The sequence below is a fragment of the Staphylococcus sp. OJ82 genome (assembly GCF_000294465.1).
Classification (GTDB): Bacteria; Bacillota; Bacilli; order Staphylococcales; family Staphylococcaceae; genus Staphylococcus; species Staphylococcus equorum.
Map to the genome: position 1 here is coordinate 424,397 of NZ_ALPU01000003.1, position 13,342 is coordinate 437,738.

At 32.1% G+C, this 13,342-nt stretch carries 12 protein-coding genes and 1 pseudogene; 7 read left to right on the top strand and 6 right to left on the bottom strand.

What is annotated here, in order from left to right:
• Positions 1-24: 24 nt before the first annotated feature.
• The gene (locus SOJ_RS04225) at positions 25-573 is read right to left on the bottom strand and encodes a TetR/AcrR family transcriptional regulator (RefSeq protein WP_002506852.1); all 549 of its coding nucleotides are present in this window, start codon (positions 571-573) and stop codon (positions 25-27) included.
• Positions 574-700: 127 nt separating this feature from the next.
• On the opposite strand from SOJ_RS04225, the gene SOJ_RS04230 reads away from it, so the two are divergent.
• Positions 701-1,348 (top strand): HlyD family secretion protein, encoded by a 648-nt coding sequence (locus tag SOJ_RS04230; protein ID WP_002506853.1) that lies wholly within the window; start codon positions 701-703, stop codon positions 1,346-1,348.
• A 12-nt stretch (positions 1,349-1,360) separates the two neighbouring features.
• A complete protein-coding gene (locus SOJ_RS04235) occupies positions 1,361-3,262 on the top strand; it encodes a DHA2 family efflux MFS transporter permease subunit (RefSeq protein ID WP_002506854.1) in 1,902 nt (633 codons plus the stop codon).
• A 141-nt stretch (positions 3,263-3,403) separates the two neighbouring features.
• Here the strand turns inward: SOJ_RS04235 and SOJ_RS04240 are convergent, their stop codons facing one another.
• Positions 3,404-4,045 carry a hypothetical protein gene (locus SOJ_RS04240; RefSeq protein ID WP_002506855.1) on the bottom strand — a complete coding sequence of 214 codons (642 nt, stop codon included), beginning with the start codon at positions 4,043-4,045 and terminating at the stop codon, positions 3,404-3,406.
• 276 nt (positions 4,046-4,321) lie between these two features.
• Here SOJ_RS04240 and SOJ_RS04245 point away from each other — a divergent pair.
• A pseudogene (locus SOJ_RS04245) lies at positions 4,322-5,220 on the top strand (alpha/beta hydrolase fold domain-containing protein).
• Positions 5,221-5,333: 113 nt separating this feature from the next.
• On the opposite strand, the gene SOJ_RS04250 reads toward SOJ_RS04245, so the two are convergent.
• Entirely contained in the window at positions 5,334-5,735 is a 402-nt protein-coding gene (locus tag SOJ_RS04250) for a hypothetical protein (protein WP_002506857.1), read from the bottom strand.
• 14 nt (positions 5,736-5,749) lie between these two features.
• Positions 5,750-6,217, bottom strand: coding sequence for a thioesterase family protein (locus SOJ_RS04255; RefSeq protein ID WP_002506858.1), 468 nt, complete (start codon positions 6,215-6,217; stop codon positions 5,750-5,752).
• 151 nt (positions 6,218-6,368) lie between these two features.
• On the opposite strand from SOJ_RS04255, the gene corA reads away from it, so the two are divergent.
• Positions 6,369-7,316 carry a magnesium/cobalt transporter CorA gene (gene corA / locus SOJ_RS04260; RefSeq protein ID WP_002506859.1) on the top strand — a complete coding sequence of 316 codons (948 nt, stop codon included), beginning with the start codon at positions 6,369-6,371 and terminating at the stop codon, positions 7,314-7,316.
• A gap of 74 nt (positions 7,317-7,390) precedes the next feature.
• Positions 7,391-8,434, top strand: coding sequence for a type 2 isopentenyl-diphosphate Delta-isomerase (gene fni, locus SOJ_RS04265; protein ID WP_002506860.1), 1,044 nt, complete (start codon positions 7,391-7,393; stop codon positions 8,432-8,434).
• Between the two features lie 97 nt (positions 8,435-8,531).
• On the opposite strand, the gene gltS is transcribed toward fni, so the two are convergent.
• Complete coding sequence (gene gltS / locus SOJ_RS04270; protein ID WP_002506861.1) at positions 8,532-9,740, bottom strand: sodium/glutamate symporter; 1,209 nt, start codon at positions 9,738-9,740, stop codon at positions 8,532-8,534.
• Positions 9,741-10,122: 382 nt separating this feature from the next.
• Between gltS and SOJ_RS04275 the strand changes: the two genes are divergently transcribed.
• Entirely contained in the window at positions 10,123-11,454 is a 1,332-nt protein-coding gene (locus SOJ_RS04275; protein WP_002506862.1) for a Na+/H+ antiporter NhaC family protein, read from the top strand.
• Positions 11,455-11,776: 322 nt separating this feature from the next.
• On the opposite strand, the gene SOJ_RS04280 is transcribed toward SOJ_RS04275, so the two are convergent.
• Complete coding sequence (locus tag SOJ_RS04280; RefSeq protein WP_002506863.1) at positions 11,777-12,385, bottom strand: DNA-3-methyladenine glycosylase; 609 nt, start codon at positions 12,383-12,385, stop codon at positions 11,777-11,779.
• Positions 12,386-12,588: 203 nt separating this feature from the next.
• Here SOJ_RS04280 and SOJ_RS04285 point away from each other — a divergent pair, with 203 nt between their 5' ends.
• Complete coding sequence (locus SOJ_RS04285) at positions 12,589-13,227, top strand: DUF805 domain-containing protein (RefSeq protein ID WP_002506864.1); 639 nt, start codon at positions 12,589-12,591, stop codon at positions 13,225-13,227.
• Positions 13,228-13,342 lie beyond the last annotated feature (115 nt).

The window sequence follows — 13,342 nt, forward strand, 5'->3', positions numbered from 1 at the left end:
TGTAATACGAAAATGATTACAGTATTAACGCCCTAATTTAATGGCATTTGCAAGTAAAATTTGTGCCATTTCATTTGGTGATTCAATACAGTCTTCACGTACCCAGTAATAGATAATACCAAGTTGCCCACCGATAGCATACGTAACAAACTGTTTTTTATTTGTTACGGTCGTATAATCATCTAACAATTTTGTATAATTGAGTTTGGTTTCTTTAACGTAATCGCTAAATAAGTCACGATTTGGGTGTGTAACAAATATTGCGTGAAAGAAGCCATAATGACGATGGATATAGCACAAAATAATTTTAAAAAATTTATATAATTTCTCATAGTTGATTTCTGTGTGTTCAAAGCTATTGTATAAAACATCTAATAATTTTATATACTTTTTTAAGTGATAAGTTTGAATTGTAGATAAAAGGTCATATTTATCCACAAAATAGTCATAGAATGTCGTTCTATTGACCCCACTATAAGCGCAAATCATTTTAATAGTAATATGTTCAAATGGATGTTCTTCTAATAGGATAATCATATTTCGAATGATTTTATTTTTAGCTTTCTGTCTCATTTTATCTCCTTCAAAAAACATATAATTACTTACCCGACACATTTAGTAGAAGTGTCGGTGTTTTTTTATTTAGCATGACTCTATAATATATAAGGTGAATTTTAAAAGCAAATAGGAGGAAAGTGTAATGAAGAAAATGGTGTTAATTAATGTCATTACCATTGTAGTTCTTGTAATAATAGGAGTAGTTGGCTTCCACTTTTATAATCAAGCTACAGGATTCGTCAGTACAGATAATGCCAAAGTTGATGGTGAGCAAATTAAAGTTTCAGCTCCAGCAGCAGGCGAAATTAAATCTTTTGACGTTAAGAATAATGAGAAATTAAGTAAAGGCGATAAAGTTGCAGAGATTGCAACAAAAGGTGAAGACGGCCAATCACAAAAAATGGATATTAAAATGCCTCAAGACGGCACAATTGTAAAAATTGATGGTATGGAAGGTTCAATGGCGCAAGCTGGATCGCCAATTGCCTATGCTTATAATTTAGATGATTCATACATTACTGCAAATGTTGATGAAAAAGACATTGCAGATGTTGAAGAAGGTAAAGATGTAAATATAACACTAGACGCTGAAGACGCTGAACTTAAAGGTAAAGTAGAAGAGGTTGGTAAAGCAACAGCGTCAAGTTTTTCTATGATGCCTTCAACAAACAGTGATGGTAACTATACTAAAGTTTCTCAAGTAGTACCTGTAAAAATCTCACTAGATTCAAAACCATCTAATAATGTTGTTCCAGGAATGAACGCTGAAGTTAAAATCCATAAAAACTAAGGAGGGCTTGAAATGACAATGGCCTTCATTATTATTTACGTAGTCATAGCGCTCATTCTTGTCGGATTATTGAATTTATTTATAACGAAAAGAAATAAAAAGAAATCAATGCGACAAATGGAACATGTTAAGCATGAAAACAACACATCAAATGAAAATTATCAATCTAAATTTAATATAAGAAACAATGAAAAATCTAGCGAAACAACGAAACAATCTGCAATAACACATCATACAAGTGAAAACGTTACATCAGAATCTGATGTGCTTGATGATGAAAATGAAACTTTTAATACAGAAACCGAAGAAGTACAACAACAAACTGATTCAAATCATGAAACTATAAATCCAAATTCAGAAGAAGCCCAAGTCAATGAACAACTAAAAGCCAAACATAATTCATTTATGTTTGGTAAAGGTGCTACACAAGCCAAAGTTTTAGTAGCAATGATTTTTGGTATGTTTATTGCAATCTTAAATCAAACGTTATTGAATGTGGCTTTACCAGAAATCAATATTGATTTTAATATTTCTGCAAATACCGGACAGTGGTTAATGACAGGATTTATGTTGGTCAACGGTATTTTAATTCCTATCAGTGCGTTTTTATTTAATAAATATTCTTATCGGAAACTCTTTTTAGTTGCGATGGCATTATTTACATTAGGCTCTTTAGTCTGTGGTATATCAGGTTCGTTTGGAATGATGATGGTAGGACGCGTATTGCAAGCCATTGGAGCTGGTGTATTAATGCCGTTAGGTACAAATGTATTTATGACGATTTTCCCACCAGAAAAACGTGGAGCGGCAATGGGAACATTAGGTATAGCAATGATCTTAGCACCAGCGATTGGTCCAACATTATCTGGATATATCGTTGAAAATTACCAATGGAATGTTATGTTCTATGGTATGTTTATCATCGGACTGGTAGCATTAATTATTGGTTATATATGGTTTAGAGTATATCAAGTTACAACAAACCCTAAAGCAGATGTCCCAGGTATTATCTTTAGTACCATTGGTTTTGGTGCGCTATTGTATGGCTTCAGTGAAGCAGGGAATAATACATGGACTTCACCTATCGTGTTAATTTCATTAATACTAGGTGTTATCTTTATTATTGCCTTTGTTATTAGAGAACTTACAATGCGTGTACCGATGTTGAATATGGAAGTATTAAAATATTCTGGTTTCACATTAACAACTATAATCAATATGATTGTTACGATGAGTTTATACGGTGGTATGATTCTATTGCCTTTGTATTTACAAAACTTAAAAGGGTTTAGTCCTATGGATTCAGGGATACTATTATTACCTGGTGCATTAATTATGGGACTAATGGGTCCTATTGCAGGTAAATTATTAGATACAATTGGTATTAAACCGTTAGCCCTTATAGGCACAGGAATCATGACTTATGCAACTTGGGAATTGTCGAAACTGAATACGAATACAACGTATACTCACTTAATGATAGTTTATATGATTCGTTCATTTGGTATGAGTTTTATCATGATGCCGATTATGACTGCAGGCATGAATTCCTTGCCACAACGGTTGATTTCTCATGGTAATGCCTTATCAAATACATTAAGACAACTTGCAGGTTCTATAGGTACAGCGTTATTAGTGACTGTAATGTCAACACAAACAACTGAACATATCGCTGCTTATTCACAAGATTTGGATAAAACGAATCCATTTATTAAAGATCGTTTACAAGAAATGGCACAAACAATGGGCGGCGAACAATTAGCGACATCACAATTGTTAGAATTTGTTCAGAAAATTGCTTCCATTAACGGTGTGAATAGCGCGTTTTTAGTTGCGACAGGTTTAAGTGCACTTGCATTTATATTAAGTCTTTTCTTAAAAGGGAAAGAGCATTATTTATCAAAAGAAAATTAAAGTAACTATAAAATTTAAAAATGAGATATAAGTACCTATTCTCAAAATAGAAAGAACCAATCCATTGTCTAATGGATTGGTTCTTTCTATTTTAAAATTTAGTTGTGTTAGCTTAATGAATGAACAGTTATGCTTTCATTATTAAGCACGTATACGAGGTTTACGATTTCTGAAAAGCATACTAATAATAATCAATGCAATACTACATCCTAAAAGGATGAGCGCATTATGAATTGCATCAGCCTCAGTCAAAATATCAATAGGCTTAACGGAAACATAATATTGATTTATTGAATCAGCGATACGTCTAGCAATATTTTTAATTAAGTAAGAAAAACCAAATGTAATAACTAACATAATGGCAATAACAAACATATTGACAATTTTTAATGAAGTTCTATTAAAAATGATCGTAAAAATAGTTAAAACTAAACTAAAAATACAAGCAATAAAAAATACATAAAACACTAATATCAAACGATCGACACTTGTTTGTAAGTTGTCAATGTTTTCAACGTTGATATTTAAGTTAGAGAAGCTATTGATCGTTTCTTGAAAGTTTGTAAGTTGGTGGAAGTTAATTGTTTCTTTGACAAACACTAGATTGAAAATAGGTTCCTTAAACATACTATAGCCTGTAATAGCTACTAATATTAATACGAGAAGTTGGATAAGTATGTTTACCCAAGAAAGTTTCTTTTTACCGTATCGAGATCCTCTTTGCATAGGCTCGCTCGTTAGTGTGTGCTCAAAATCGGCAAACTGTTTGTTTTTTTCGGCCATAAGGTGCTCCTTTCGCTAAACTAATATTAGCATCTGCTTATTTTATGACTTTTGTTTTGTTATAATGCTAAATAACTGATACATTTTAATTATCGATATAATGTATTTAATATTCAATAGCATTTAAAATAGGGGTTTTATGTTACTTACATTATATTATATCTTCGTTTTTATGTCATTGTATTAATTTTACCATAACATTAATTTTAAATACTAAATTATATTAAAAAATTCTGATAAAATGCACATTAAATATAGAGATTGGGTTGATTATGAATGAAATCAAGACTGACAACAAAATTTATCAACAAGTATTTATTACCACATAGATCAATTTTATTTGAAGGTGAGCAAGATTTTGAACGTTTTTTAGACACAAGGTTAAAAATGAATGAAAAAAAGCATAAACAACCAGAACCATTAAATGTGAAATCCGATTTGGATAAGCAAACTATAGGGAACATGCAACTTTTCAGATTTTGTTTTAGGCATAGTCGCAAGAAAAAATACTATATATACATGGTGGCTACAATGTATTGCAACCCTCAGCATTTCATTGGAGATTAATGGATAAGCTTGCATTGAGTACATTACATGAAATTGTTATGCCAATTTATCCTAAAGCACCTGAGTATTATATTGATGACACATACAGTGCTATTTTTGAAGTGTATAATCAATTATTATCCGAAGTGAGTAGTGATGAAATCATCATTATGGGCGATGGGACAGGTGGTGCACTAGCATTAAGCTTTATGCAGCAATTGCAAGATAAGCAACAACCGTTGCCAAATAAGGTTTATTTACTATCTCCGCTTCTAGATGCGCATCTACAAAACGAAGCAATTACAGAAGATTTAGAAAAGAAAGATGTCATTCTAAATAAATATGGTATTCAAAAAATTATGCGTTATTGGTCAAAAGATTTATCACTAGATGAATCTAAAGTTTCACCTATCAATGGTAATTTAACTAATTTACCACCGATATTTATGTTTGGTGGTACTCGTGAGATTTATCAACCAGATATGAAAAAATTGGTTTATATTTTAGAAGAGCGTCAACAACCAATTCATTATTATGAATACAAAAACATGGTTCATGCGTTCGAACTATTGCCTATTAGAGAGTCTCATAAAGTTGTTAAACAAATCGTTAATACAATTGACGTATAATGAACGATAAAGTTATTTACTTTAAGTAAAAGCCAACTTATAAACTCAAAGTATAAATAGAAGAAAATAAGACAGTTCCAATTTGCACATAGATTGGAACTGTTTTATTGCGTTTAACTATTTATAAGTGTATTAATCGTATCGATAATTAGTTTTTGACCCATTAGATTATAATGAGTTGCTAAAAATAATTCGAATTCATCTTGAGGTTCAATCATTGAACCAAAGTTAGAAGCAGATGTTTCAAATTCTTCTGAAGTAATAAGCGCGTAATTATTATAATGTTCAATGAATATACGATCATCTGTATATGTTTTTAAAAGTGTATCAATCGCGTCGATTGCTTTCTTTTGACCTTGGAGATAGCTTATATCTAAACCACGCTTGATGAGTTTACTATCAGGGCCATTAATAACGAGACTTTTATTTTGATTGAGTTCACTAAGTTCAAATTTAGTATTATCGAATAAATCATATAGCTGTAATTGTACGACTTCTCTTATATTTTGTGACATGAATATACATCTCCTTACTGTGAAATGTTGATACGATGACCTAATTGTTTAGGCCAATCGATGCGTTCTTGATTATCATAATAACTTACAATTTGATCTAAAAAATGTTGAGGGAATGGGGCGGATTTTTTAGTTGCTCTGCTAATCCCTAACATCATAGCTTCATTTGTAGCTACAGTCGTCCCATCTTGTTTCTTCATTATTGAGAAGAAATGTACTCTTTTAACGTCGTAATTATATATATATACACTGATGTAGAATTGGTCATTTTCAATTAATTCCGATAAATAAGCAGTCTGTTCTTCAACAGTGAAGATTGTATAATTTAATGCTTTTCGTTCTTGAAGTGATAAACCATGCTGATAATTAAATTGGTTTATTGCATCACTAAAAACCATATTGTAGTTGGCATCATGTACGTGACCATTATGATCTATCATTTCTTTGGCAACAGTTTGTACTACTGTAAAAGGCTTTTTCATGTAAACAGCTCCTTGGTTGTTAAAAACAAAAGTAATAGTTAAATTTTAACATGTAAATGTATTTACTAAAGAAAAATAACTAAAACTTACTAAACCATACATACAGTGTATTTCATGGTAAAATAAAAGAAATGATTTGAGGAGGGAAATTATGAGTGTGACAATAAAATATCAGACTTCTAAAGAATCTTTATCCCAAGTTAATCACTTTAAAGAAATTCCTGAATCAGCTACTTTTATTTGGTGTGATTTTAATAATCCATCTGACGAAGAAAACGAGATGCTACAATCATACTTTAATTTTAATCAACTTGAAATCGATGATACAATAAATGGGACTCCAAGGGCTAAATATAAAATTTATAACACGTATCAGTATATAGCGTTTCATAGCGTTGATTCGCAATATACTGGAGACAAGGTTCTGAATCTGTACAATAAAGACAATATGTTAATTACATATCACCATAAACATTTTGAGGTATTACAAGAAGTAGAGCAATATATCTCAAGCCATTATGAATCGGATTTAGATGTTTCAGATGTGATACTTTATATTTTAGACAAAGTTGTAGATACTTATTTTGAATTAATTTATGATATCGAAAATAAAGTCTATGAGTTAGAAGATAGAGAAACACATGGTAGCTCAACTAAAGAAATAATGGATGATGTATTTAAAATACGTTCGAAAATCATAAAATTAAAGCGTATTATATATCCGATGAGAGAATTAGTAGATAATATGAAAGAAAGCAGTCAATTACTTGTAGATGACAAGAATCATATGTATATTCAACATATAGACGATCACATGATTAAACAAGAAAATATAATAAACTTATCACAAGAAATGACTGAAGAAATAAGGGATAATTATTCGTCATATTCATACTATAAGATGAATAGCATTATGCAAATACTTACTTTAGTATCTGTTGTATTCCTTCCTTTAACATTAATTACAGGTATATATGGAATGAATTTTTCAAATATGCCAGAACTTCAATGGCATTACGGTTATTACATTGTACTTGTAATCATGTTAGCAATTAGTATAGGTAGTATTTTTTATTTTAAAAAAGAGAAATGGTTTTAATATTATATTTGAAAATATAGGTAATGTTTTAAATAATAGAGTGAACATAATAAGGATTGAAAGTAGGGCATAAGATGAGTGATAATAAAAGAGAACAAAGAAAGAATGAGCACGTAGAAATTGCAATGGCACAACAAGATGCTACAATTTCAGATTTTGATGAAATAAGGTTTGTCCATCATTCAATTCCGAATATCGATGTGGATGATGTTAATATACAAAGTGAATTAAAGGACTTTACACTTAAGCAACCATTATATATTAATGCAATGACAGGTGGCAGTGAATGGACGAAAGAGATCAATGAGAAACTGGCGATCATTGCACGTGAAACTGGAATGGCAATGGCTGTGGGATCTACACATGCTGCTTTACGTAATAGTAAAATGATTTCATCATTTAGTATAGTAAGAGAAACAAATCCTGATGGTATTATATTCAGTAATGTTGGTGCAGATGTACCTGTAGATAAAGCAGTTGAATCAGTGAAATTACTTGATGCACAAGCTCTACAAGTTCATGTAAATGCACCTCAAGAACTTGTCATGCCAGAAGGGAATAGAACTTTCTCTACATGGATGGAAAATCTTGCGCAAATTGTAGCGCATGTGGATGTACCAGTGATTGTTAAAGAAGTTGGTTTTGGTATGAGCAAAGAAACAATTAAACAATTGCATGAGATTGGGATCCGATACGTTGATGTAAGTGGACGTGGCGGTACAAACTTTGTAGATATTGAAAATGAAAGACGTACATATAAAGATATGGATTATCTTGGTTTATGGGGGCAAACGACTGTTGAATCACTATTAGAAAGTACTGCACACCAACAAGATATGGATATATTAGCAAGTGGTGGTGTGAGAACGCCATTAGATGCAGTGAAATGTCTTGCATTAGGCGCTAGTGCTGTTGGTATGTCACGACCATTTTTAAACCAAGTCGAGCACCATGGTATTACAGAGGCAATTAATTATGCTGAACAATTCACAGATCACATGAAGAAAATTATGACAATGCTTGATACACCAACAATTAAAGATTTAAAACAATCACAAATGATCTTTAGCCCTAAGCTAGAATCATGGATAGAACAAAGAGGGTTAGATATTAGATAACAAAAAAGATGGCTGAGACATAAATACTTGTCTCAATCATCTTTTTATTTAACTGAAAATGTTTATATTTCAGTTTGATTCAAATGTCATTTTTACTTTAACCAAAGATGTTAATGAATGTTGTAACGATTGGTACACCAAGTAAATCTATTAAGAATGCTCCGACTATCGGAACGACAAGATAAGCTTTAGGTGAAGCACCGTGTTTTTTAGTAATAACATCTAAGTTAGCCATTGCGTTAGGTGTAGCACCTAAACCATGTCCGATGAAACCACCAATCATAACTGCGGCATCATAGTTTTTACCTAGTCCTCGGAAGACGACGAAGACTGAGAATAATACGATAAATGCGACTTGTACTAATACAATAACGATTAATGGAATCGCTAATTGATAAATTTCAGTAAGTTGAATACTCATTAAGGCAATAGATAAGAATAGGCTAAGAGAAACATCACTGATACTATCGACAATCTTCATATCAATAAGATTTAAATTATTATATTCTGATATATTACGTATAATAACTGCGACAAACATAGCACCCACATAAACAGGAACATTAATGTTTGTTATGTCCGAGAATGTATTACCTAAATAAGAACCAATGGCCATACAGATGGCTACAATTGAAAATTGTAATAGGAAAATTGTTGTCGGTGTCATGCGATTTCTTAAATATGCGTTAGATTTTACATTACTGTAATCTTTTGTTGTTTCTTCTGCGTGTTCTGGTTTTAAATTATATTTATTTATTAAAAATTTAACTACAGGACCACCAATTAATCCACCAGCAACAAGACCTAATGTTGCGGCTGCTAGAGCGGCTGTTAATGCTGAATCAATACCCATGTTTTGCACGGTTTGACCATATGCTGCAGCATTCCCGTGTCCACCTTCCATTGACATTGAACCAGCTGTTAGTCCAAGTAATGGTGGAATATTTAAAACTTTTGCTAAGGATACTCCAATAATGTTTTGGAATACGGCAAGAACCCCACAAAAGATAAAATATAATATTAACACTTTTCCGCCTAAGCGTAGTAGTTTTAATGATGCTCCTAGTCCAATTGTTGTAAAGAAAGCAAGCATAAAGAAGTTCTGAAAGAATTCAGAATCTAATTTTATTGTTATAATGTTCGTTGATTGTAAGATAGCAACAAGTACTGAGAATAACAAACCACCAATTACTGGTGCAGGAATACATAATCGCTTTAAGATGCCAATATGATTCACTATATATACCCCTAAAAGATATAAAACACATGCGAGTGCTAAAGTAGTAATAGCGTCTAGCTCTAGCATTTTCATTCCCCCTCATTTTACAAATAAATCTCTCCTAAGTTGTGATATGTAAATAATTTTTGTACTAAAGCAAGAAAGTGCTTACAAAAGTCCATGATATTTATTATACATTCTCGAATATGATAATGCTACAAAAAAATTAAATGCTAAGAAATATATAGTTTTTTGTGTAATTTAACACCGAATTTTATAATAGAACTTAATTTATATAGTATTAAAGTTAATTAAAGGAAGTAAAATTAAAATAATCAAGTATAATCAAATAGCTAAAAAAGACTAAATGACTATTATATAAAAGAAATGAAGTTTTATCCGATGACATTCTATCAGTTTTGATATACTATATATCATATGTAAATACTAGGTTATAAGGAGTAAGTATATGGGTGAATCATTAAGAAGTGAAAAACAATATGGTGCGTTAGCATTATTGCCGTTATTAATATTTTTAGTTTTATATATCGGTGTGGGGATTACATTTACGATTATGGGCAAAGAGGATGCTTTTGATCAATTGCCGCGACATGTCGCTATTTTTATAGGTATTGTCATAGCATGGACTTGTTATGATAGAAAAACGAAATTCACGAAAAAAGTTCAAATTTTTACTGAACATGCAGGGAACTCAGGCATTGTAAATCTTGGATTAATCTTGTTACTTGCAGGTGCTTTTTCAACGGTTACGTCTGAAATGGGTGGTAAAGAAGCTATGGTGAACATGGGACTTTCCGTCATTCCACCAAGTTTACTTATCCCAGGAATATTTATAATGAGTGGGTTTGCTGCGTTAACTTTAGGGACTTCAACAGGAGCGCAAGCAGCATTTATACCTGTTGGTGTAGCTGTAGCACAAGCAGCGGATTTAAGTGTTGCAGCAGCGGGTGCAGCGGTTATTGCAGGTGCTTACTTTGGTGATAATTTATCCATCATTTCTGATACAACGATTGCCGCAACGAATGGTGTAGGCGCTAAGATGAAAGATAAATTTAAAATGAATGTACTCATTGCTTTGCCTGCCGCGCTTATCACTGCAATTATATACGCCATTGTTGGTGGCACTGGTAATGTAGAAGGTGATTTAAGTTTCAACTTCATTAATATTTTGCCTTATATATTTGTATTAATAGCGGCTATTGCAGGTTTAGATGTGATTCTTGTGCTTATTCTTGGTATTGGGATGGCTGGACTACTAGGTTTGGTTCAAGGTCAAATGGGTATCTTCCAATTTACTAAAGCAATGGGCGACGGTATGGAAAGTATGTTCAACATTTTCCTTGTTGCATTCTTAGTATCTGGCCTTGTAGCATTGATTCGATACTATGGTGGTGTAGATTGGATCATTCAAGCTATGAAGAGAAAGGCTACAGGACGTAAAAGTGCTGAATATGTCATCAGTATGATGTCAGGTGTGCTATCTGCTGCACTTTCACATAATACGTTAGCGATTATTATTTCTGCACCAATTGCAAAAGAGATTGGTGATGAATATAAAGTGCCACCTAAACGGATGGCCAGCTTACTAGATATATTTGCTTGTAGTGCCTTAATGGTTCTACCCCATGATAGTGGGATGTTAATGGTAGAACAATATGGTGATGTCTCCTATTTAGAAGTATTAAAATATTCATTCTATCCAGTTATATTGGTTATTTGTACAATTATAACAATTCAATTTGGTTTATTAGATGGAAATAAAAAGTTAAAAAATAAATAGTTGATGAAAAACTTATGCTTGATATAGAAAAAAGAGCTTCCATTTTTGGAAGCTCTCAGAGTGTCGACAAAGTCTCTGACTTTGTCGACACTTTTTTGTGCATGCTTTCCGCGGGCACAGCCTCAGCCTGTAGTCTTCGGCTAGTGCTTTTCCCGCAGGAGTCGGTCCAAATTACTGCCATTTTTCAAACAAAAATAATATGTTTAAATTAAACAGTGGTGAGGTCTGTAATGTTGAATAAAGCAATCGATAAAAGAAATAGAAACGAACGTAGCGGAGTTTCCATCTTAGGAAGCTCTTTTTTCTATATTATTATATTGTATTAGAGCCACGTATAATCTGTATCTGTCATATCTGATTTACGCATCTTAGAGACATACGGATTGCCTTTTACAGTAAAACGTAGTGGTTTAAATGTCCAATCACCTTTATTTGGAATCCCAATACGTCCGCTTTCTTCAATAGCGCATGGGTACTTACGGTTTTTAGTGTCGATTGATAGGCGTCCTTCATTTAAGCGAGAACCATCTAAATGTCGAGGGATATTAAATGCTTTTGTCCACTTTCCAGGGCCATTAGTTAATTCAAACCCGCTTTTTCCTCTATTTAATTTCATGGTTTCAATACCTTCTTCAGGTTCTACAGCTCTAATTAATACACCTTCAGGAATGCCTTCATCTTTTGTGACAAAATTTATTAAAAGATGATTGTGCATAACGTGCGCATATATCGTTCCACCACGTTTATACAAAGATTCTACTTTGGGCGTTCTTTTTCCATTATAACCATGAGCAGCGCGGTCTTCTTTGCCAACATAGGCCTCAGTTTCTACAATGTATCCAGTGAATGTTTCGAGTTCATCCAGGAAAACCACTTTGACACCTAATAAATCTTTAGCAATAGCTATTGTATCTCGATGTAAAAAATCCATGAGTTGTTCCTCCGGTTTCTAGTTTTTAAAAAAATAAATATTTTTAAATGTTTTTTTTAGAATCAGTAAAATTGTATTACTACTTGCAAAATAGTTTGTTACACTAAACTAAATGAGATATTTAAAGAATTTACATATAATGTACCAAAGTTTAATGTAATTTAAAAATTATCTTTAACAAATGTATATGAAGGGGGAGTAATATGGAGCGGAAAATTGGTTTTCTTCAAGCGCTCAAATTATTTTGGACAAACTATGTTAATTTTAAAGGGCGCTCACGTCGTAGCGAATATTGGTACATGACGTTATGGCATTTGATTTTTATGATACCAGCGCTAATAATACTTATTATAGGTTTAATCATGCTTGTTTCAGGTGTTTCATCTTATTCCGGTGAAGTTACTATAATTGGGGGCATTTTAATAGTCATATCCTGTATATATATTGTTATATATGGATTAGCTACACTGATTCCTGGCTGGGCATTATTGGTGAGAAGATTTCATGATACTGGTAGAAAAATGGTGACTCCAGTGATTTATTTTGCTGTATTAATTGTTACTAATATTATTATTACATCAATAAATGCAATGGATCCTGAATATGCTAATATTTCTAGTATCATTACGCTATTGTTGATATATATCATTTATATGGTTTTAGGAATATATTGTTTAGTTATTTGTTGTTTGGATAGTGAAAGAAGAACAAATAAATATGGGACGAGCCATAAATACGGTAATCACATTCGTTCGAGTGCTCATGGTTATGAAGATATTTTTAATACAAAAGAAAATGGGCAACTTGGACAAACTCAAAAACAAGATGAATTAAAATATTGAAATTAAAACGCTGTTACCAACTTAGTTTAAGTGGAAACAGCGTTATTTTTTATTGCGTTCTATCATTTGCATAAGAAGTAACAAAGTTATATTTTTAATCGATTATAGTTACGGC